Source organism: Peteryoungia rhizophila, from assembly GCF_004912145.1.
Classification (GTDB): Bacteria; Pseudomonadota; Alphaproteobacteria; order Rhizobiales; family Rhizobiaceae; genus Allorhizobium; species Allorhizobium rhizophilum.
In genome coordinates this window covers 140,444-161,882 of the sequence record NZ_STGT01000007.1, presented here as the reverse complement: position 1 = coordinate 161,882, position 21,439 = coordinate 140,444, and the positions used below count along the sequence as shown (strand labels likewise).

The 21,439-nt window shown below is 61.3% G+C and carries 23 protein-coding genes; 14 read left to right on the top strand and 9 right to left on the bottom strand.

Annotated elements, in window-relative coordinates:
• Positions 1-54 precede the first annotated feature (54 nt).
• The 3 genes from E9677_RS23300 to E9677_RS23290 all read right to left on the bottom strand — a co-directional run bounded on the left by E9677_RS23300 (position 55) and on the right by E9677_RS23290 (position 3,539).
• Positions 55-654: a thymidine kinase gene (locus E9677_RS23300; RefSeq protein ID WP_136560451.1), complete on the bottom strand. Its 600-nt coding sequence runs from the start codon at positions 652-654 to the stop codon at positions 55-57.
• A 125-nt stretch (positions 655-779) separates the two neighbouring features.
• Complete coding sequence (locus E9677_RS23295) at positions 780-1,061, bottom strand: DUF6074 family protein (RefSeq protein WP_136560450.1); 282 nt, start codon at positions 1,059-1,061, stop codon at positions 780-782.
• Positions 1,062-1,199: 138 nt separating this feature from the next.
• Positions 1,200-3,539 (bottom strand): glucose/quinate/shikimate family membrane-bound PQQ-dependent dehydrogenase, encoded by a 2,340-nt coding sequence (locus E9677_RS23290; protein ID WP_136560449.1) that lies wholly within the window; start codon positions 3,537-3,539, stop codon positions 1,200-1,202.
• A 191-nt stretch (positions 3,540-3,730) separates the two neighbouring features.
• On the opposite strand from E9677_RS23290, the gene pncA reads away from it, so the two are divergent.
• From pncA to E9677_RS23260, 6 genes are all read left to right on the top strand, one after another.
• Entirely contained in the window at positions 3,731-4,357 is a 627-nt protein-coding gene (gene pncA / locus E9677_RS23285; RefSeq protein WP_136560448.1) for a bifunctional nicotinamidase/pyrazinamidase, read from the top strand.
• Positions 4,358-4,446: 89 nt separating this feature from the next.
• Complete coding sequence (gene panC, locus E9677_RS23280; protein ID WP_136560447.1) at positions 4,447-5,319, top strand: pantoate--beta-alanine ligase; 873 nt, start codon at positions 4,447-4,449, stop codon at positions 5,317-5,319.
• 1 nt (position 5,320) lies between these two features.
• The gene (gene panB / locus E9677_RS23275) at positions 5,321-6,148 is read left to right on the top strand and encodes a 3-methyl-2-oxobutanoate hydroxymethyltransferase (protein WP_136560446.1); all 828 of its coding nucleotides are present in this window, start codon (positions 5,321-5,323) and stop codon (positions 6,146-6,148) included.
• 148 nt (positions 6,149-6,296) lie between these two features.
• Positions 6,297-6,638 (top strand): hypothetical protein, encoded by a 342-nt coding sequence (locus tag E9677_RS23270; RefSeq protein ID WP_136560445.1) that lies wholly within the window; start codon positions 6,297-6,299, stop codon positions 6,636-6,638.
• A gap of 210 nt (positions 6,639-6,848) precedes the next feature.
• Entirely contained in the window at positions 6,849-7,553 is a 705-nt protein-coding gene (locus E9677_RS23265) for an AzlC family ABC transporter permease (protein WP_136560444.1), read from the top strand.
• Positions 7,550-7,861 carry an AzlD family protein gene (locus E9677_RS23260; RefSeq protein WP_136560443.1) on the top strand — a complete coding sequence of 104 codons (312 nt, stop codon included), beginning with the start codon at positions 7,550-7,552 and terminating at the stop codon, positions 7,859-7,861. The genes E9677_RS23265 and E9677_RS23260 overlap by 4 nt, the downstream gene beginning before the upstream one ends.
• A 3-nt stretch (positions 7,862-7,864) precedes the next feature.
• Here E9677_RS23260 and E9677_RS23255 read toward each other — a convergent pair whose 3' ends face one another.
• Positions 7,865-9,700 carry an aminopeptidase P family protein gene (locus tag E9677_RS23255; protein ID WP_136560442.1) on the bottom strand — a complete coding sequence of 612 codons (1,836 nt, stop codon included), beginning with the start codon at positions 9,698-9,700 and terminating at the stop codon, positions 7,865-7,867.
• 262 nt (positions 9,701-9,962) lie between these two features.
• Between E9677_RS23255 and E9677_RS25330 the strand changes: the two genes are divergently transcribed.
• Positions 9,963-10,136, top strand: coding sequence for a hypothetical protein (locus E9677_RS25330; protein WP_168801322.1), 174 nt, complete (start codon positions 9,963-9,965; stop codon positions 10,134-10,136).
• Between the two features lie 154 nt (positions 10,137-10,290).
• Here the strand turns inward: E9677_RS25330 and E9677_RS23250 are convergent, their stop codons facing one another.
• The 3 genes from E9677_RS23250 to E9677_RS25325 form a co-directional block, all read right to left on the bottom strand.
• The gene (locus tag E9677_RS23250; protein ID WP_136560441.1) at positions 10,291-11,175 is read right to left on the bottom strand and encodes a 50S ribosomal protein L11 methyltransferase; all 885 of its coding nucleotides are present in this window, start codon (positions 11,173-11,175) and stop codon (positions 10,291-10,293) included.
• Positions 11,176-11,262: 87 nt separating this feature from the next.
• Positions 11,263-11,862 carry an SCO family protein gene (locus tag E9677_RS23245; RefSeq protein ID WP_136560440.1) on the bottom strand — a complete coding sequence of 200 codons (600 nt, stop codon included), beginning with the start codon at positions 11,860-11,862 and terminating at the stop codon, positions 11,263-11,265.
• A gap of 122 nt (positions 11,863-11,984) precedes the next feature.
• The gene (locus E9677_RS25325; RefSeq protein WP_168801321.1) at positions 11,985-12,140 is read right to left on the bottom strand and encodes a hypothetical protein; all 156 of its coding nucleotides are present in this window, start codon (positions 12,138-12,140) and stop codon (positions 11,985-11,987) included.
• 137 nt (positions 12,141-12,277) lie between these two features.
• Here E9677_RS25325 and E9677_RS23240 point away from each other — a divergent pair, with 137 nt between their 5' ends.
• The 4 genes from E9677_RS23240 to E9677_RS23225 all read left to right on the top strand — a co-directional run bounded on the left by E9677_RS23240 (position 12,278) and on the right by E9677_RS23225 (position 16,298).
• A complete protein-coding gene (locus E9677_RS23240) occupies positions 12,278-13,066 on the top strand; it encodes a DUF2189 domain-containing protein (RefSeq protein ID WP_136560439.1) in 789 nt (262 codons plus the stop codon).
• A gap of 192 nt (positions 13,067-13,258) precedes the next feature.
• Positions 13,259-15,226 (top strand): methyl-accepting chemotaxis protein, encoded by a 1,968-nt coding sequence (locus tag E9677_RS23235; protein WP_136560438.1) that lies wholly within the window; start codon positions 13,259-13,261, stop codon positions 15,224-15,226.
• 2 nt (positions 15,227-15,228) lie between these two features.
• Positions 15,229-15,693: a chemotaxis protein CheW gene (locus E9677_RS23230; RefSeq protein WP_006725961.1), complete on the top strand. Its 465-nt coding sequence runs from the start codon at positions 15,229-15,231 to the stop codon at positions 15,691-15,693.
• Between the two features lie 239 nt (positions 15,694-15,932).
• Complete coding sequence (locus tag E9677_RS23225) at positions 15,933-16,298, top strand: hypothetical protein (protein WP_136560437.1); 366 nt, start codon at positions 15,933-15,935, stop codon at positions 16,296-16,298.
• 209 nt (positions 16,299-16,507) lie between these two features.
• On the opposite strand, the gene E9677_RS23220 is transcribed toward E9677_RS23225, so the two are convergent.
• Both E9677_RS23220 and E9677_RS23215 read right to left on the bottom strand, forming a co-directional pair.
• Positions 16,508-16,996, bottom strand: a complete 489-nt coding sequence (locus E9677_RS23220) for a CreA family protein (RefSeq protein WP_136560436.1) — start codon at positions 16,994-16,996, stop codon at positions 16,508-16,510.
• Positions 16,997-17,039: 43 nt separating this feature from the next.
• On the bottom strand, positions 17,040-17,681 hold the full coding sequence (locus E9677_RS23215) for a 3'-5' exonuclease (protein WP_136560435.1): 642 nt from the start codon (positions 17,679-17,681) through the stop codon (positions 17,040-17,042).
• 191 nt (positions 17,682-17,872) lie between these two features.
• Here E9677_RS23215 and E9677_RS23210 point away from each other — a divergent pair, with 191 nt between their 5' ends.
• The 3 genes from E9677_RS23210 to E9677_RS23200 all read left to right on the top strand — a co-directional run bounded on the left by E9677_RS23210 (position 17,873) and on the right by E9677_RS23200 (position 21,412).
• Entirely contained in the window at positions 17,873-19,981 is a 2,109-nt protein-coding gene (locus E9677_RS23210; protein ID WP_136560434.1) for a DEAD/DEAH box helicase, read from the top strand.
• 145 nt (positions 19,982-20,126) lie between these two features.
• A complete protein-coding gene (locus E9677_RS23205; RefSeq protein WP_136560433.1) occupies positions 20,127-20,990 on the top strand; it encodes a TIGR02587 family membrane protein in 864 nt (287 codons plus the stop codon).
• Positions 20,991-21,001: 11 nt separating this feature from the next.
• Entirely contained in the window at positions 21,002-21,412 is a 411-nt protein-coding gene (locus tag E9677_RS23200) for a hypothetical protein (RefSeq protein WP_136560432.1), read from the top strand.
• The last annotated feature ends 27 nt before the right edge of the window (positions 21,413-21,439 follow it).

Here is a 21,439-nt window from a genome sequence, read left to right as displayed (position 1 = left end):
GCCCCCATCAATGATACCAGGGCTCGCACGGTGACGTGCTTGGCAATCCGATGCTCAAGCGGCGTCGGTGACTTCTTCTGCCTCAAATGCCATCTGCCAGTGTCGCCGGCACAGTGACGTATAGGTCTCGTTACCGCCGATCATCACCTGGGCGCCGTCCTTCAATGCCTTGCCATCCTCGCCCATGCGCACGACCATGGTTGCCTTGCGCCCGCAATGGCAGATCGAACGGGCCTCGGTCAGTTCGTCGGCAATGGCGAGCAGGCCTCGTGATCCCGGAAAAAGCTCGCCGCGAAAATCCGTCCTCAGTCCATAGGCCATGACGGGCAGGTCGAGCACATCGACGACGCGCGACAGCTGCCATACCTGATCCGTCGTGAGGAACTGCGCTTCGTCGACAAAGACGCAAGAGAGTGGCGAATTGTCGTGATCGGCCTTGATCGCGGCGTATAGGTCTTGCTCGGCGCCGAAGGCGTCGGCCTCGGCCCGAAGCCCGATACGCGAACCGATGAAACCCTTGCCGGCACGATTGTCGAGCGTGCTGATCAGCATCGCAACCCGCATCCCGCGTTCCCGGTAGTTGTAAGCCGCCTGCAGGAGAAGGGTCGATTTGCCAGCATTCATGGTGGCATAGATGAAATGAAGTTTGGCCAAGGATCAGCTGCTCGCAACGGGATCGGGAACGTTGCGCAGGTTCTAACGGACGGCGGGCACCACCGACAAGCGGCGACCGGCGTTGCCAACAGGAAGTATTTCAGAGGCTAGCGCTGCCAGGGACTTCAGCCCTGCGCCGCTTCCTCACGATGCAGCCACATCAGTTCGACCTGGACGGCTGCCTGAAAATCCATGATTTCGGCGCGCATCTCGTCTTCCGGGCAGCCAAGCGCCAGAAGCTCGTTTCCAAGACCCCGGCAGGTCGCTTTCCAGAAGTCGGTCGCTGCATAGCCATTCAGGCGATCGAGTTCGATCGCTGAGCGGCGCACCAGGTCCCGGCGGTTCGCAAGTGGAAAGAAGGCGATGGTCGTCGGATTGGTCGGGCCGTTCATGGCTTGGCTACTCATGCGAAACATCCTCACGTTACGACATGTGTTTAGAATCACATGGTTAACGTTCCGTTTCGCAGCAATCCCGGACACGTCGAAGTGTGCCGAAAGTGAACCCGCCCGAGGCTTTCGGGCGGGTTCAAAGGTTTCAGGATATCAATCCGGCAGGGTGTAGGCGATGACATAGTCACCGGGCGTCGTGCCAACCGAGCCATGACCGCCGGCGACCATCACGACATACTGTTTGCCGTCATCCAGCGCATAGGTCATCGGCGTCGCCTGGCCACCGGCCGGAAGGCGCGATTCCCACAGCTGATCGCCCGAGGTGAGGTCGTAGGCGCGCAGATAATTGTCCACGGCTGCACCGAGGAACACGACGCCACCCTTGGTGATCATCGGCCCACCGATGCCGGGAACGCCGACCTTGAACGGCAGCGGAAGCGGCGTCATGTCCATGACCGTGCCATTGCGCTTCTGATAGGCGATCTGCCCGGTTTGCAGATCAACGCCGGCGATCGTGCCCCATGGCGGCGCCTGGCAGGGAATGCCGAGCGGCGACAGGAACGGCCCCATGATCACGCCATAGGGCGCGCCTTCGTTGCGGTTCAGCCCCTGCTCAGAGCCGGTCGCGCCCTCTTCCTTCGGCGGGATCTCCGACCGCGGCACCAGCTTTGAGGTGAAGGCGAGGTAGGTCGGCATGCCGAACATCACCTGCCGCTCCGGATCCACCGCGACCGAGCCCCAGTTGAACGTGCCGAAATTGCCTGGATAGACAAGCGTGCCTTCAAGCGAAGGCGGCGTGTACTGGCCCTCGTATTTCAGCTGATGGAACTGGATGCGGCACATCATCTGGTCGATGATGGTCAGCCCCCACATATTGCTTTCGGTCATGGTCGGCGGTCGGAAAGTCAGGTCCGAGATCGGCTGCGTCGGCGCTGTGAAGTCCTCGGGGATCGCACCGCCCGGCGCGGGGATTTCCCGCACCGGAATGATCGGCTCGCCACTGCGGCGGTCGAGCACGTAGATGTCGCCCTGCTTGGTCGGGCCGATCAGGGCCGGAACGACCGTACCGTCCTCGCGGTTGAGGTCCATCAGCACTGGCTGTGCCGGCACGTCCATATCCCAGAGATCGTGATGGACCGTCTGGCTGACCCAGCGGTCCTGTCCGGTGTTGACGTCGAGCGCGACGATCGAGGAGGAATATTTCTCGACGCTCTCGCTACGTCCCATGCCGAGCTGGTCGGGCACCTGGTTACCGAGCGGGATATAGACCAGACCGAGGTCTTCATCGACCGAGAAGATCGACCAGCTGTTCGGCGAATTGGCGCTGTAGGTCTCGTCCGGGCCGAGCGGTGCCGTCTGTTCGGGATTGCCACTGTCCCAATTCCAGATGAGCGCGCCGGTATCGACGTCGAAGGCGCGGATGACGCCCGACTGCGACTGCGTCGAGTAATTGTCGTTGACCGCACCGCCGATGATGATCTTGCCGGCCGCGATGACCGGCGGCGACGTAGAGTAGTAATAGCCGGCCGGGTTGTAGGGCATGTTTTGTTCGAGACGCAGCGTACCGCCATTGGCAAAGTTCTCGCAGATCGCGCCGGTTTCGGCATCGAGTGCGATCAGCCTGGCATCTGACGTCGGCAGGTAGACGCGTTCGGCGCAGACGGTACCTTCGACGGCCGCCGGGTCCTTGTAGTAAGTCACCCCACGGCAGGTCTGGTGCTGTCGGTCAGGGTTGAGGCCGGCATTCGGATCGAACTTCCACTTTTCCTGACCGGTCGCCGCATCCACAGCAATGGCCCAGTTGTGCGGCGTGCAGAGATAGAGCGTGTCATCGATCTTGAGCGGCGTCACCTGATAGGTCGTCTCGGCAACATCTTCCGGCAATTTCACATCGCCGGTCTGATAGGTCCAGGCGATCTTCAGATCTTTGACGTTGTCCGTGTTGATCTGCGTCAGCGGCGAATAGCGTTGGCCATAGGGCGTTCGGCCATACTGATGCCAGTCGCCGTCAGGCACGTCGCCCCCGAGCGCGGGTGCGGCAGCGACCTGTTCGGTCGGCAGCTGACCGTCGCGGTCATACGTCTCGACAAACAGCGAGATGCCGGCAACGACAACAGAAACCAGGACAGGCACGGCGACCGGCAGCATGCCTGCCGCAACCCGGTCTCGCCGATGGACAGGGCCGAGGCGCCGACGGATCGCGGGCAGCATGAGCCAGAGGCCGAGCACAATGATCAGGCCGCCACGCGGCCCCAGCTGCCACCAGTCGAGACCGACTTCCATCACGGCCCAGATGAGGCTGGCGAGGATGAACAGGCCATAGACCCAGAGCGCTTCCGCGCGCTTGAGGAAAAGCAGGACGGCAGTTGCGAGGAAAGCAAGTCCGGCCAGAAGGAAATAAGGACTGCCGCCCAGGGTCAGGAGCTGGATACCCCCTGCCCCGAGGACGAGCCCCAGGATCCCGAAGACGACGGCGGTGACGATGAGAAACATGCCGGTTCCATTCGATTTTTAAAATTTGCGGATTTGACCGCGCGGGCGGTCGAGTCAAAGAACGACCCTTGCGGAACGATGGAACCAAAAGATTGTTCCATCATTCGGAACCACCGGAAATTGCGCGATCTGGCCTTGATCCCGAGCCTCGGCATTGCCATCTTGCGCCGCACAAGACTGGGAGCGAGATCATGACGAAGGCCCTTCTGCTCATCGACATCCAGAACGGCTTCTGCCCAGGCGGCAATCTGCCCGTTGCAGACGGAGACGAGGTTGTTCCTGTCGCCAATCGCCTGATCGCGAGCGGTGCCTATGACCTCATCGTCGCGTCACAGGACTGGCACCCTTCAAATCATGGCAGTTTCGCCTCCCAACATCGCGGCAAGCAGCCCTTCGACATGGGCGAGCTTTCCGGCCAGCCCCAGGTCATGTGGCCGGATCATTGCATACAGGATAGCGTGGATGCCGAGTTCCATCCGGACCTTGCCACCGACCGCATCGACTTCGTCCAGCGCAAGGGTGAGAACCCCAAGGTCGACAGCTATTCCGCCTTTCGTGACAACGATCAGGCGGCGCTGACCGGTCTTGCCGAGTGGCTGATGGCAAAGGGCGTCACTTCGCTCGACGTGATGGGCCTTGCCACCGACTACTGCGTGAAGTTCTCCGCCTTAGATGCGATCGACATGCTGCCGGGCGTGACGGTCCGCCTGATCGCGGACGGCTGCCGCGGCATCGATCCGACAGGCGTAGAAGAGGCCATCGAATCCATGCGCCAGGCAGGCGTCGAGATCACCGACAGCAGCCGAATCGGTTTCTGAGGAAGTTTCTGCAAAGGATTCGTGCGATTGCCTTTTTTGGCGGCAAGCGCTAGAGCCGAGCCAGTGAGAAGACAGGGAGGACGCCGGTCATGGAAATCGTCACCACGATCGCCGCTTTGCGACAGAAGCTCGCGCCCCGCCGCCGTGCCGGCCAGACCATCGGCTTCGTACCGACCATGGGTTACCTGCATCAGGGGCACTTGAGCCTCGTCGGTCGCGCAAGGTCTGAAAACGACGTGACGGTCGTGTCGATCTTCGTCAACCCGCTGCAGTTCGGCAAGAACGAAGACCTCGAAAAATACCCGCGCGACCTCGCCCGTGACAGTGCAATGCTGGACGAAGCAGGTGTCGACTATCTCTTCGCTCCTGACGTCGAGAACATGTATCCCGAACCGATGCAGACGGTCGTCGACCTTCCGAAACTCGGCTCAGAGCTCGAGGGCGAAGCGCGGCCCGGCCATTTCGCAGGTGTCGCGACCGTTGTCACCAAGCTCTTCAACATCGTCCAGCCAGATTCCGCCTATTTCGGCGAGAAGGACTACCAGCAGGTCACGATCATCCAGAAGATGGTCGAGGATTTGGCCCAACCGGTCCGCATCGTGCCGGTGGCCACTGTGCGCGAGGCGGATGGCCTCGCCTGCTCTTCCCGCAACGTCTACCTCTCGGCCACCCAGCGTGCTGCTGCCGTGATTGTGCCGAAGACGCTCGCAGAGGCCGAACGACTTGTTCGAACCGGCGTCCGGGACGTGTCGACACTGGAAGCGAAACTCGTCGAGTTCATCCGGACCGAACCACTCGCCGAGCCTGAAGTGGTAGCGATCCGGGATCCCCGCACACTGGAGCGCATCGAAACGGTGAACGGCACCGCACTTGTGCTGCTCTACGTCCGCTTCGGCAAGACGAAGCTTCTCGACAACCGCATCATCGGCCAAGCGGCCGCCACCGGCATGGAGGCCGCCTGACATGAGCACACCACCCCGCCAGAAGCGCTTCACACCCGCCGACATCACGGCACTCAAGGGCGTCAGACCGATCGTCTCGCTGACCGCCTATACGACGCCGGTCGCCCGCATCCTCGACCGCCACTGCGACCTGCTTCTGGTCGGCGACAGTCTTGGCATGGTGCTCTACGGCATGGAGACCACTGTTGGTGTCACCATGGACATGATGGTCGCCCATGGCCAGGCAACCATGCGCGGCGCGACCCGCGCCTGCGTCATCGTCGACCTGCCATTCGGCTCCTACCAGGAGAGCAAGGAACAGGCTTTCCGCAATGCGGTCCGCCTGATGAAGGAAACCGGCTGCGACGGCGTGAAGCTCGAGGGCGGCGCGGAAATGGCCGAAACCGTCGAATTCCTCGTCAGCCGCGGCGTTCCGGTCTTCGGTCATATCGGCCTGATGCCGCAGCAGGTGAACACGTCCGGAGGCTATCGCTCCAAGGGCCACAGCGAAGACGAGCAGGACAAGATCCGCCGTGACGCCAAGGCCATCGACGATGCCGGCGCCTTCGCCATGGTCATTGAAGGCACGGTCGAACCGCTGGCCCGCGAGATCACCACGACGGTGAAGGCAGCAACCATCGGCATCGGCGCCTCTCCCGCCTGCGACGGCCAGATCCTCGTCTCCGACGACATGCTTGGCCTGTTCAACGAGTTCAAGCCACGCTTCGTCAAGCACTATAGCGAGTTGGCGGATGTCATCGACAAGGCCGCAGAAGGCTATGCCGCCGAGGTGAAGGAACGCATCTTCCCGGGCCCGGAACACACGTTCCAGATCCGTCCGAAAAAGTAGTAGAAATTCCGTCGGGTCTCTTAACGCATCGCAGTGGTCCTACTGACCGACGAGGAAGCTCGATGGAATTGGATGATTCGCGATTTACACAGCGGAACGCCGACATCAATGTCGCGAAGCGTCCTCATTTGTTAGTCGGGCCGGGACGATGAAAGACTATCGCCCCGACGTGATCTTTGTTGTCAGCGGCGCGGTCTGGCGCGACTTCTACGCTCTGCGTGAGGCATGGGGACACCCTCTGACGGTAGGACTGTCCGACGAGTGCATCACCTATGTCAGACGTGCGATCCGAGCCGGAGATACAGCGAAGGCAGCGCATTGGAGGGCGGTACGGGATCTTGCCACCCAATATGGCCTGTCCTGGATCAGCGCGGTCGAGGTGGACGGAACGCTGATTCAGGAAGAACCTGAGCACAGTATTTTCAGATATCCGCCGCTTTCAAAGCGCAAGCGCATAGTCATTGACGGGCGAAACCCCGTGTCCATCTGACCGCAAACGACAATAGGATTGAGGCGCCCGGAGCCCGGGCAAACTGTCCAGTCACCGTCCGCCCCCATCAATGCGACTTTTCGACAAGACGCCGGCAACCATTCAGTGGCAATCGCAATCATCAATGCCGATGGTCGTTCCATCAGCGGAATTGGTTTGTCCGTTAGGGCAACAGGCTTTAGCCAGCAGATGAACGCGAGAACAGCCTCAATGTCCCGATCCGAATTTGCCCAAGGTGCGCTGAAGGCACTTCCCGTCATCATCTCGGCCGGTCCGTTTGCGGTCCTCTTCGGAGCCGTCGCCGTCGCCAACGGCCAGACCGTGGCTGAGGCAGCGCTGATGAGTGCGACCGTCTATGCGGGCGCCAGCCAGCTGGTCGGGATCGAACTCTTCGGCCAGAACGTGCCCATGTGGGTCGTCGTGCTCTCGATCCTCGCCGTAAATTTCCGTCACATCCTCTATTCGGCCGCGCTCACACCGTTCATCGATCACTATAGCTTTCCGCAGAAGATGCTGAGCTTCTTCCTGCTCACAGACCCGCAATTCGCCGAGGCCGTCGCCCGCGGCGAAAGCGGTCGCGAGGTGAGCTTTCCCTGGTATTTGGGCTTCGGTGCGATGATCTATCTGCCGTGGGTCGCCATGACCGCGGTCGGCGGCGCACTCGGCAGCGTCATCGGCAATCCAGCCGATTGGGGCATCGATGTGCTTCTACCGATCTATTTCCTCGGCCTCGTCCTCGGCTTCAGAAAGCGCGGAAACTTCCTGATGATTGTCGCGGTCAGCGCCGTGGTCGCGGTCATTGCCCAGCACCTGATCGGCGCACCTTGGCATATCAGCGTGGGCGCCCTCGCCGGCATCTTGCTGGCAGCCGTTCTTCCGCTGCCGGCAGCGCCAGAGAAGAAGGCCGCACTATGACGACCCTGCTCACCCCCTATATGACGCTGCTGATCGCGGCAGCGGCGGCCGCAACCTTCCTCACCCGCATTGCAGGCTACGTGCTGGTGAAGCGGCTGAAGTCCATGCCGCCACGCCTCGAGGCTGCTCTCAACGCAGTTCCGGCCGCCGTCCTCACCGCGCTCGTCGCCCCCGCCTTCTTCTATAGCGAGATCGATGTGAAGGTCGCCATGGCGACCTCCCTCCTGATCGGCTTGCGCTTCGGCGCCATCCCCATGCTGATCGGCGGCTGGGCCGTCGTCATGTTGATGCGTCAGCTGATCAGCTGATCCTCAGCGCGCAAACGGCGCCGTCGCCTGCTCCAGCCATTCGCGCGTGGCAGCATCGGCAATCAGCGGCGAAAGCTCTTCGCGGGTCTTGGCATGATAGGCGTCAAGCCATTGCAGCTCGTCGCGCGTCAACAGGTCCTCGACGATGAGGTTGCGATCGATCGGCACGAAGGTCAGTGGTTCGAAACCAAGCATCGGCTGGTCACCGCCTTCGATTGCCTCGGCCTCGCGCACATAGATCAGGTTTTCGATGCGGATGCCGAAGCTGCCCGGGCGATAGTAGCCGGGCTCGTTCGACAGGATCATGCCGGGCAGCAGCTCCTGTGTAGAAAGCCGCGCAATCCGCTGCGGACCTTCATGCACGGAGAGATAGGAGCCAACGCCATGGCCTGTGCCATGCGCGAAGTCGGCACCGGCTTTCCAGAGCGCGATACGGGCCAGCGGATCGAGATCACAGCCGCGCGTGCCCTTCGGGAAACGTGCGGTGCTGATCGCGATCATGCCCTTCAGTGCCAGCGTGAAGAAACGCTTCTGCTCTTCCGGCACCTCGCCGACGGCAAGCGTGCGGGTGATGTCCGTCGTACCGTTCACATATTGCGCGCCCGAATCGATCAGGAACATCTCGGCCGACCGGATCTGCCGGTCGCTTTCCGTCGTCACGCGGTAATGCATGATCGCGGCATTCTCGCCGGCACCGGAGATGGTGTCGAAAGAGATATCCTTGAGCGGGTTCTGCATGCGCTCGCCGACCGATGAGCGCACCGCCTCCAGCTTCTTCGCCGCCGCGATTTCGGTCAGGCTGCCATGCGGCTGGTCGTTGAACCAGTGGAGAAACTCGACCATGGCCACACCATCCTGCAGATGAGCGGCAGCCGAGCCATTGAGCTCGACCATGTTCTTCACGGCGCGGCCGAGCTTGGCCGGATCGTTGCCTTCGACCACCTCTCCACCGCTTTCGAGGATCATGCGAGCGAGAGCGTAAGGCGCGAGGTCCGGATCGACGAGGATGCGGGCACCATCGCGGGCGACCCGTTCCAGGCGCTCGGACAGAACGACAGGATCCACCTGCTCGCAGAGGTCGCGCAGATAGGTCTCGACCTCGAGATTGGTCTTGGCGCTGTCGAGGAAGAGTTCAGCCGAGCCGTCTGCCTTGATGATCGCACGCGACAACGGATGCGGCGTGTGCGGCACATCGCTGCCGCGCAGATTGAAGATCCAGGCCACCGACGAAGGATCGGTGATCAGAACGGCCGCCAGATTCTTCTCGGCAAGATCGGCGCTGATCTTCTTCAGCTTGTCGGCGGCCGATGCACCGGCCTGATTGAGTGCCTGGATCATCACGGCGCCTTTCGGCTCGGCCGGACGATCCGTCCATAGGCGATCTACGGGGTTGAAAGGAAGAAGGACAAGGCTGCCGCCCTTGTCTGCGAGCACCTTTTCCAGACGACGCACTTCGGCACCTGTATGCATCCAGGGATCGATGCCGAGACGGAAACCCTTCGGTGCCCGGTTCTCGATCCATTTGTGCGGCGGCTCCCCGACGAGATCGCCGGGCGTGAAGACCGAGACATCGACCTGCTGGGCGAGTTGGGTCACATAGCGACCGTCGACGAAGACGACAGCCAGCGTCTCGGTCACCATCAGCATGCCGGCCGAGCCGGTAAAGCCCGTCGCCCAGGCGAGGCGCTCCGCCGATTCCGGCACATACTCCCCCAGATATTCATCCGAGCGTGGAACGAGCACGCCGTCGATGCCGAGTTCGCCGAACAGGCCCCGAATCGCTGCGATGCGGGACTTGCCGTGAAGCGGCGTGGACTTGACCTCGAAGGACTGAAACATGGGCTTGCTCGCGATGGGTTACGGATTCTGTCAGCGCTTATAGCAAGGCCTCCCGGCCCTCACCACCACCGGCGCATCGTTTCGCGGCAGATGCCGCCCATCTAAAACAGATATGCCGCAATTTCAGGCACAGCTCATGTTGCTATGCAGCAAACGCAGACCTCCTGTGCTCGAAGCCATCTGACTGAACCCGGCCGATGAGACTATATGTCAATGATCGAGGACGCAGACACGAGCGTCCGAAACCGAAAGGAACCGAGAGATGGCAAAGTCTTTCCTGCGCACCGCCCTGAACAATCTTGTCGAGGCACGTCAGCGCCGTGCCGATCTCTATGCAACGGGCGCCCTTCTTTCGCTCGACGACGCATCGCTTGCAGCCATGGGCCTGACACGCGACGAGCTGCGTCGTCGTCCGCATCAGCGTTCGATCATCTGATCAGCGGCGGTCGAGACCGACCGCCCATAGAAGCATCCGCTTGAGCGCTCCTCCCACGCTCGCGGATATCGGCGCGGCATGATGCCGGTGCCAAAAAAGGCGGCTCCTCACGGAGCCGCCTTTTTTCAATCGTCGCAAAGGCTGACTTAACGTATCAGCCCTTCCCTTGCGTGAAGTGAATGGTCACCCAGCCATTGCGCCAGATCGTCTTCACATGCGAAAGCCCTTCACCGCTATAGGCGGCGATGACCTTCCAGCGTTGCTCGGCCAGAATGCCGGAAAGAACGACAGAGCCGTTCGGTGCGAGATGGGTGACGAGCTGCGGCGCCATCTTAATCAGCGGTCGCGCCAGGATATTGGCAATAATCAGATCGAAGGGACCGTGGTCCCGAAACGCGGTCGAGTGAAAGCCCGGAGCTGTGCGAAACTCGATTCCGTCGATGATCTGGTTGCGCCGCGCATTCTCTTTCGCCACCCGCACCGCGATCGGATCAATGTCCGTCGCCAGCACTGGCACCGGAAGCAGTTTGCGGACGGCGATGGCAAGCACGCCACTACCCGTACCGAGGTCGAGTGCATTGCGGACCTTGCGCGACCGCACCACCTTTTCGATCACTTCCAGGCAGCCCGCTGTCGTGCCGTGATGGCCGGTACCGAAGGCCTGGCCGGCATCGATCTCGATTGCGACGTCATGCGTCTGGACCTTGTCGCGGTCATGCGAACCATGCACCAGGAAGCGCCCGGCCCGCACCGGCTTCAAACCCTCAAGAGACTTTGCAATCCAGTCGATGTCGGGAATGACCTCCCGTTCGATCGTCGCATCGGCGAATTCCTCGGCGAGCAGTTCCTGCACCCGCGGCCTGACCTCGTCTTCCTGGTCGGCCATCAGATAGATGGACGCTTCCCAGATGTCCGCCTTCTCGTCGACCTCGGTGGTCGCGATCGCGAAATCTTCCTCGCCGAAAGCGAAACTCATCAGATCCAGGATCCGGTTGGCGTTCTTCTCGGTGGTGCTCACATAGAGGCGAATTTCGCTCACGGTCGGTCTTCCTCGGCGGTCTGGACGGTCAGGCGTTGCGGTACAACGCAATCGCCGGCATGGCAACCTCCGGCAAAGAGCTGGCGATCAGCCCTTCATCAGGTTTTCGAGCTTCTTGATCGCCGTGTCGGGGTTCTCGCCATAGGCGATCGTTCCCTTGAAGCGCCCGTCCGCGTCCAGCAGGAAAACGGAGGCCGTGTGGTCCATCGTATAGTCCCCATCCGGCTGCGCCTCGTCCAGCGGGATCTTCTTGGCGTAAACGCGGAAACCCTTGACGACTTCGGCGACATCGGCCGGATCGCCGGCGATGCCCTTCACCCGGTCGGTGACATTGGAAATATACTGGCCGAGGATCGCTGGAGTGTCCCGCTCCGGATCGACGGTCACGAAATAGGCCTGGAGCCCCTTGGCATCGGGATCGACCGTCTTCAGCCAGCCATCGAGTTCGAACAGCGTGGTCGGGCATACCTCGGGGCAATGGGTGAAGCCGAAGAAGAGCGCGGTCGGCTTGCCACGCAAGGCCTGTTCGGTGATCTGCTGGCCATTCTGGTCAACAAGTTGGAAAGGCACGCCAAAGGGTGCTTCGGCGATCTGCTCCTTGGACTGCGTCACCTGATAGGTCAGCCAACCGAGCACCCCGGCCATGACCACCACCGCCGCCCACAAGACCACTCTGACCGTTTTCATCCTGGCAAATCCTTAGCGTTAGAGATCCTTGCCCGCCGGATAAGCCTCCGCGACGCGGATGGCAATTCAACTCCACGAAATTGCAGGGAAGAGCGCCGATTTGTCACGGTCGCCAACTGCGATCAAAAGCAATAGGCGAGACCGCTCTCGATCAGGGACAGGAAAATCTCTCCGTCGAACCGCATCCAGCCGATGAAGACAACTACGGTGAAGATGGCGCCCGCCAGAAGCAGGGCCGTATAGGGCAACCAATTTTGAGTGCGCGCGCCATCGGACATGGATTGATCTTAGCGCAGTTCTGCCAGGATGAAACGCGAGATTTTCGGACCGTCTCTAGCAATTTGACGGATATCAAGGAACGGAATCGGGTTTTGCTGACAGGTTGTGGCAGGACCGGACGTCTTGGGAGGGACCCATGGAACCGCAGGCACTCCAACGAAGCTCACTGCCGAAACTGCAGATCAACCGGCTGCGAATGCATGACATCAGGCAGGCGTTTGCCGATGGCTGGCGTGACTTCCGCACTTATCCGTCCTTCGGCCTGTTTTTTGGCGCGATCTATGCCTTTGGCGGCATCTTCATTGCCGTGATGCTGACGTCCTATCATCTGCCCTGGATGATCATCCCGGTCGCGATCGGCTTCCCGCTGATCGGCCCCTTTGTCGCTGTCGGCCTCTACGAAATCAGTCGCCGACATCAACAGGGCGAATCGATCAATTGGAAGGCGGTCTTGGCCGAGGTCTTTCGGCAGCGCGAACGACAGCTCTCCTGGATGGCCTTCGTGGTGCTCTTCATCTTCTGGATCTGGATCTACCAGATCCGCTTGCTCATGGCGCTCTTTCTCGGATTTCGCATCCCCGCGACGCTCGACGCCTTTGCCCAGGTCGTCCTCACGACACCGGAAGGACTTCTTTTCCTCGCCATCGGAACGATTGTCGGCGCGGTTCTCGCCACCATACTTTTCAGCGCAATCGTGATCGCCATGCCGCTACTTCTCGATCACGACGTCGATTTCGTCACCGCGATGCTGACGAGCATGCGAACAGTCATCGAAAACCCGGTCCCGATGCTGACTTTTGGACTTTTCGTGGCGGGTCTGGCAATCATTGCGCTCGTGCCGTTGTTCCTGGGACTGCTCGTGGTCCTGCCCGTCGCCGGCCACGCGACCTGGCACCTGTATCGCCGCGCGATCACCGCCACATGACGAACCGAATTGCCCTTTGCCAAGTAATTTGCCCCGGTTAGTTCTAGATTAACTAATATTCGAGATTCTGCGTGAGCGTTTTGGCCCGCGGGGTCAAACGGACATGATCGTCCACCGGGACCAGTTCACCTCGGCTTCGCATGACACATCACCGGCGCGCACGGGCGGTCGGGATCGAGGCTGGGGACACATATGTTCAATCTCATTACGGGTAGAGACCTGTCGGTCAGGCAGCGTTTGATGACCTTGGGCGCCGCCGCAGTGGTCGGCATCGGCTCGATGCTGGCTGTCGGCTGGTACCAGAATACGCAGATATCGGCCGCGATCCAGGATTCGATCGTCATCAAGAACGAGGTCGAGCGCATCAACGAGATGCGACTTGCCAATGCAAACATGATTCTGGCGGCGATGGACACGATCATCGACCGCGGCGAGGGCCAGATCCAGCCGGAACGTGTCGATATCATCAACGCTGCGATCGCTCTGTTGACCGATGGGGCTGCGGTGCTCAACACCGTGGCAACGCAAGCCGGGGTCCCGGGCGAAGTCGCCACCTACGAGGCCGATGTGAAGGTCGTATCCCAGGCCATTCAGGTCGATCTGAAGCGCATGGTGGAAACCAATGCGCCGGAAGAGGACTATGCCGCGATCGACGACGCGATCGACGGTGCGGGCGAGCGTCTGGCAAGCGTATTGAACAACGTCTCGGCCCTCGGTGGCAATCTCGTGGAGGATTACGTCAACGGGGCAACGAACACGAGCAATCAGGCTCTGAAGTTCCAGCTCTGGCTCGGCAGCATCGCCTTCATCACGGTCATCGTCCTCCAGCTCGTGCACGGCAACTCGATCGCCAATGGCATCCGGTTGGTGCGCAACAGCATGCAGCGAATCATCGATGGCGACTATGACTCCGAAGTCGATGCCACCGACAGGCGTGACGAGATCGGCGGAATGGCCCGCTCGGCCGACATCTTCCGCAAAGCCGCAATCGACAAACGCGACCTGGAAGAATCGACCAGGACCCAGCGCCAGCAGAACGAGATCGAGCACGAAACCCGCACCGCCACCATGGAGGCCGACACCCGCGCCTTGAAGGGTGCCGTCGATGCGCTCGGCGAAGGCCTGAAGCGACTTTCCGAGGGCGACCTCTTCGCATCCATCACAGGCCCCTTCCCGTCTGATCTCGAGCGGCTTCGCACCGACTTCAACGAGGTCGCGACGAACCTCAAGCGGGTCATGACCGAGATCTCCACCAATAGCAGTTCCATCTACGCGAACAGCCAGCAGATGCGCAGCGCTGCCGACGATCTGGCACGCCGCACGGAACAGCAGGCCGCCTCGCTGGAGGAAACCTCAGCTGCTCTCTCCGAGATCACGGAAACGGTCAAGGGAGCCACCGAGCGAGCCGAAGAGGCGAGCCACATGGTGGACAATGCCAAGGACTATACCGAAAAGTCCGGCGCGGTGGTCAACGAGGCTATGTCCGCAATGAACCGCATCGAGGACGCGACCGACGAGATCGGCAAGATCATCAACGTCATCGACGAGATCGCCTTCCAGACAAACCTGCTCGCCCTCAACGCAGGTGTCGAGGCGGCCCGCGCCGGTGAAGCCGGCAAGGGTTTCGCCGTCGTGGCTCAGGAAGTCCGGGCCTTGGCCGGTCGGGCTGCTGATGCGGCGCGCGACATCAAGACACTGGTCACCCGATCCAATGACGAAGTCCGCTCCGGCGTCGAACTGGTGACCGCGACGGGCCAGGCGCTGCACCGGATCGGTGAAGATGTTTTACGAATTAACGAGCATGTTAAGGCAATCGTTACCAGCGCGAGAGAACAATCGGTTGGACTGAGCGAGATCAATTCGGCCGTCAGCCAGATGGACCAGGTCACGCAACAGAATGCCGCGATGGTAGAGCAGACCAATGCGGCAAGCCACACGCTGGCGAGCGATGCGGAAAACCTTTCGCGTCTCGTCGGGCAGTTCAAGGTGACCTTGGGCCAGACTGCTCATGTCCAGCATCAGGAGACGGCACATGCCGCCTCCCCTCAGAAACCGTCTCCCGCGCGGGCGCTGATGGACAGGGTCGCGGGATCGTTTAACCGAACTGCTTCGGCAACAGCATCAGCTGCCGCAGCGAAAGAACACTGGGAAGAGTTCTGACAATGAGCAATGCCATCAAACAGTCGGGTGCATATCTGGAAATCGTTTCGTTCCATCTCGGCGACCAGGAATTCTGCATCGACATCATGGCCATCCGCGAAATCCGCGGCTGGGCACCGGTGACGCCGATGCCGCACACGCCGCCTTACGTCCTCGGCCTGATCAACCTGCGCGGCGCCGTCATCCCGGTCATCGACATGGCCTGCCGCCTCGGCATGAAGATGACCGAACCGTCCGAGCGCGCGGCGATCATCGTCACCGACATCGCCGGTAAGCTGGTCGGCCTTCTGGTCGAACAGGTTTCCGACATGATGACGATCAAAAGCGAAGACCTGCAGCCGGCACCAGAAATCATCCCGGAAGCCCAGCGCGCCTTCTGCCGCGGCATTGTCGCACTCGAGAAGTCGATGGTCTGCTTCCTCAACCTCGACACCGTCATCGCAGACGAGCTGGCGCAGGCTGCCTGACCACACTGATCTTCCCAGGAAAGGGCCTCGCTTGCGGGGCCTTTTTCCGCGTGTGTCATCGTAAACGCGGTCGGCCCAGCCGATCGCGCGTTCGTGTTTGAGATACAAAGCCATTCCGAACATTAATTATAATTAATAAATAATTTTTGAGGCAGCCGGAACTGTAACTATGGTCTTGCGTTTTCCTATCAGCTTCCAACGAAGCAGAAAATTTTGAAGAGAAACCAAGGAGAAAGACCATGAATTCTGCAGTAAAGCTTGCGCTCGCCGGTGCCATGTCCATCGCCTCCGTTTCGGGTGTGGCCCTCGCTCAGACCGCCGCCGAACCGATGGTCGACACCACGACGACCACGAATTCCACGACCATGGCAACTGAAGGCGTCAGCGTCGTCCGCCTCGACAGCCTCGACAACGACCAGAACCGTCAGGAGCATACCCGCCTGATGCAGCTGTCCAACAGCTCGGAATCGATGACGGAAGCCCAGGCTCAGATCAGCGCTGATCCGGCCATCGCCCAGGCCATTGAAGCCGAAAGCGTCCAGGCCACCAACGTTTTCCACGTCGAGACCGCTGCAAACGGTGGCAAGATCGTCTACGTCAAGTAATCGATCTTCGATCAGAATGCGAAACGCCCTGGATCCGAAAGGCTCCAGGGCGTCTTCTGTTGGAGAGTTGAACAGGCTCCTCTCCGGCCGACCGCGACATTGGGGTGACGCGGCAACGACCGTTTATCCATGGCCAAGCCAGAACAACCGGGAAAGTGACCTACGTCACATTCATCCGCGTCAGCGCAGATGCACCCCATTATGGTCGGTCACTCAGGCTTTCCCGAGCTCCAGACAACGTTCTCATTGAACAGTGGCACAGTCGAGATCGCCATCTTCGCCGATCCTTCGACCACCTGGCGCGAATGCGCAAGATAGATCAGCGTATCGTTTTTCTTGTCGTAGATACGGTTGACCACAAGCGACTTGAAGATGATCGAAAGTCCTTCCCGAAAGACTTCCTCGCCATCCTCCGACAGGTCGATGTCGCCGATCTCGATCGGCCCTGTCTGGCGGCACGCGATTGAATTGTTGGAAGGATCCTCGAACCAGTTGCCCTTCGACAAACGGTCGATCAGCGAGCGGTCGAAGTAGGTGACGTGGCACGTCACCCCCTTCACAGCGGGATCCGTCACCGCCTCGACGACAATGTCGTTGCCCACCCAGTCGACCCCGACCTTGCCGACGACTTCGGAAGAGGCGGGAACTGCCGTGGCAGTAAAAATGACGGCGGCGGCGGCAGCTTGACGGATCGACATCGACTTCACTCCTTCGTGATTTCACTGAAGATAGGACGTCGCGTCACGCTTGCAAAGCGACCGGTTTCCTCTTCGGCTTGCGAGCGAAGGAGCAGGCATCATATCCCTGCCGATGCAGCCGGCCCGGATTGAGTCCAAGCTTCAGCGCGAGGTTGAACAGGTCGTCCTCCTCAGCCTCGATCGCCATGGCAAGGCAGGCCTCGGCACAAATGCGGGCGTCCTCGGCCGCATTATGATGCAGGAATGTCAGCCCGAGATGGGCTGCAAGCACGTTCAACCGATGCGATCCGAGTTCCGGCCAATGACGTTGCGCGAGCTTCACGCTGCACAGATAGGAGAGGTCTGGATATTCCAGCCCGCAGAGATCGAGACAGGACCTGAGCACGGAAAAATCGAAGGAGGCATTATGCGCGATCATCCGCGCCCCTTCGAAATCGGAAGCGAACTCGAGCATCACATCGGCAAAATCGGGGGCATGAGCCGTGTGCTCTGGCCGGATACCGTGAATGGCGATGTTGAACGGCGAATACCGGTTCTGCGGCGGCCGAATCAGGCGCTCTTCGACCCGCACGACGCGGCCGCCCTCGATGAAGGCGAGCCCGACCGAACATGCACTTGCCCGCGCTTCCGTGGCGGTCTCGAAGTCGATGGCGATCGTTTTGCCGGAAAAATCAGAGGTAGACATGCGCAAGCCATACGGCGCAGCTGGGATTCGAGCAAGGCATGATGCCCCCTTCCCTTCACCATATGGCGGCTTTTCACTGCCTCCCTCTCGACTTTCCGGGTCCGTGCGAGTAGGAACAGCGCAAACATACCCGCAATCGGCGGGCGCGGCGCTTTGGCCCGCACCATCCATCACATTCGAAAGACCAATTCATGACTGATTTTGACGCCATCGTCCCGGCGATCGCTGAGGCCTTGCGCAAGCGCGGGTACGAGACCTTGACCCCCGTGCAGCAGGCGATGATCGACCCTGACCTTCAAGGTCGCGATGCGCTCGTTTCAGCCCAGACCGGCTCCGGCAAGACCGTAGCCTTTGGCCTTGCCATGGCCCCGACGCTCCTGCCGGAAGGCGGTCGCTTTGATCGCGCTGGCGCACCGCTGGCACTCGCCATCGCCCCGACCCGCGAACTCGCCATGCAGGTCATGCGCGAACTGGAATGGCTTTATGCCGAGACCGGCGCCATCATCGGCTCCTGTGTCGGCGGCATGGACATCCGCAACGAGCGCCGTGCGCTGGAACGCGGTGCTCACATCATCGTCGGCACGCCGGGTCGCCTGCGCGACCACATCACGCGCCGCGCCCTCGACCTGTCGCAGATGCGCGTCGTCGTCCTCGACGAAGCCGACGAAATGCTCGATCTCGGCTTCCGCGAAGATCTCGAATTCATCCTGCAGCAATCCCCCGACGAGCGCCGCACCCTGATGTTCTCGGCGACCGTGCCTCGCTCGATCTCCGACCTCGCCAAGAGCTACCAGCGCGACGCCCGCCGCATCGAGACCGTCTCTGAACAGAAGCAGCACGTCGACATCGAATACCGCGCACTCGCCGTTGCCAATCCCGACCGCGAGAACGCCATCATCAACGTGTTGCGCTTCTACGAGGCGAAGAACGCCATCGTCTTCTGCTCGACCCGCGCCGCCGTGAACCACCTGACGGCCCGCCTACACAATCGCGGCTTCTCCGTCGTCGCGCTGTCGGGCGAACTCTCGCAGAACGAACGTACCCATGCGCTGCAGGCCATGCGCGACGGTCGCGCGCGCGTTTGCGTCGCGACAGACGTTGCCGCCCGCGGCATCGACCTGCCGGGCCTTGAGCTAGTCATACATGCCGACCTGCCGACCAATTCCGACACCCTGCTGCACCGTTCGGGCCGTACCGGCCGCGCCGGCAACAAGGGTGTGTCTGCGCTCATCGTGCCGAACAGCGCCCGCCGCAAGGCAGAGCGCCTGCTCGGCGGTGCCAATGTTCGTGCGACCTGGGCGCTGCCGCCCTCCGCCGATGAAGTCCAGGCCCGCGACGACGAACGCTTGATGGCCGATCCCTCGTTGACCCAGGCCATCGGGGAAGAGGAAGTGCCGATGATCGAGGCACTGATCGCGACCCACGGCGCCGAACAGATCGCTGCCGCCTTCCTGCGCCTGCAGCGCGGCCATCGCTCGGCTCCCGAAGACCTGATCCCCGTCAGCCTGGAAGCCGGCAAGGCCCGCAAGGAGCCCGACTATGCCAATCCGGCCAATTCCGCGACCAAGCCGCGCGGCGATTTCGGCGCCAGCGTCTGGTTCTCCGTCTCCGTCGGTCGCCGCCAGAATGCCGAGCCGCGCTGGCTGATCCCGATGCTCTGCCGCAACGGCAACATCACCAAGAACGAGATCGGCGCGATCAAGATGCAGCCGGAAGAGACTTTCATCGAGATCGCCGAAAGCGCGCTCGATACCTTCCTCGGCGCCCTCGGCCCCAACAAGGCACTCGAGCGCGGCATCACACTGTCACAGCTTCCAGGCATGCCCGATTTCAACGCCGCCCCGAAGGAGCGCGCTGCTCGCCCGCCGCGTGAGGAAGGCGACCGCAAACCTTATGCTGAGAAGAAGGCCTATGGCGACCGCAAGACGGACGACCGGAAATCCTTCGGTGATCGCAAGCCCTTCGGCGACAAGGCACCCTATGGCGAAAAGAAGCCGTTCGGCGACAAGAAGCCCTATGCCCGCAAGGACGATGCGGCCCCTCGTACGCCCCGTGACACCATGGCTGCAACCGATGCCGAAGTCTGGGGCGACGCACCAGCCAAGCCTGCCTTCAAGAAGCCCAAGGACGCTTCCAACGCTTGGGACAAGTCTGCCAAGCCCGATTGGGCCGGCAAGCCCAAGGGTGACAAGCCTGCCTATGCCGGCAAGCCCGCCTATGCCGGCAAGCCGAAGGGCAAGTTCGAAGACCGCGGCGCCGCCGGCGGTGCGAAGAAGAAGCCTTACAAGCCGAAGGTCTAAGCATCCGGCAAGCACTGCTGCTGAGTGCTTCGGCAAGGAACTGATGAACGATGACGCCAGCCTTCGGGCTGGCGTCATCGTTTTCACGAGTTGGAACAACCATCGTCGCTCGCGCATTGCTGCGCGACAACGGGACGGTGGAACAATGGCAGCAGTCGATCACAATCAGCGACACGATAGGGAACGCGTGAACCGCTTCCTCGTCGGCATTGCCCGGGGCGTGGCAGGCGCGCTGCTATTTTCCATCCCCATGTTGATGACCATGGAGATGTGGTTCCTCGGCTTCTACATGGAGCGTGAGCGCCTGCTTCTGCTGCTCGTCCTCAACCTTCCGCTGCTGATCGGCCTCTCCCACCGGATCGGCTTCGAACACACCGCCACCTGGCGCGAATCCGCCCGGGACGCGATCGTCGCCTATGGCATGGGTGTCCTGGCGAGTGCGCTGATCCTTGTCCTGCTCGGCGTGATCACGGTCGACATGGCCCCGCGCGAATGGGTGGGTATGGTGGCGGTCCAGGCCGTGCCTGCCAGCATCGGCGCCCTGCTCGGCCGCAGCCAGCTCAGCATGCGTGACGAGGAGGATGGCGAGGAAGACGAACCCGGCGACGCGGCGGAAACGAGCTACGCAACGGAACTTTTCATGATGGCGGTCGGCGCTCTCTTCCTCTCGCTCAATCTCGCCCCGACCGAAGAGATGATCCTGCTCGCCCACAAGATGACGGCATGGCACGCCCTGGCGCTTCTGACCCTGTCGATCTTTCTCATGCATGGTTTCGTCTATGCGCTTGCCTTTCGCGGCAGTCACAGCCTTGAGGAAGGCACGCCCGGTTGGCACGCCTTCATCCGCTTCACCCTTCCCGGCTATGTCGTCGCACTTGCCGTCAGCCTTTATGCCCTGTGGACCTTCGGCCGGCTGGATGACCTGGGCTCGGCGCAGGCGATCCTGACTGTCGTCGTCCTGTCATTTCCGGCAGCGATCGGCGCCGCCGCAGCGCGTCTCATCCTGTGAGGAAAAATATCGTGACCCGTTCCAGTCTCAGCAAGAACGCAGAGCAGATCAGCCCTCACTGGGTCGAATGGCTGACCGGTCTATTCGCCACGCTCATCGTGCTTGCCATGACCGGCTGGATTCTGTGGGAAGCCATGAAGACTGACGATCGCCCGCCGGAATTGTCGGCACAGGTGCTCGACGTCGAACCCGTTGCCAAGGGATGGCGCGTCATGGTCGAGGTCCGAAATGCCTCCGATGCGACAGCAGCGGCAGTCGAGGTCAAGGGCGCCCTCCTGGACGGCACCACACCCATCGAAGAGGTGCAGGTCACCTTCGACTATGTGGCCGCCGGTTCGACGAGTAAAGGCGGCCTGCTCTTCGTCAACGACCCATCACGCTACCGCTTGAGCGTACTGCCCGGCAGCTTCACGGAACCGTGAGCGTCCCGTATCGAAACGACAGAATAT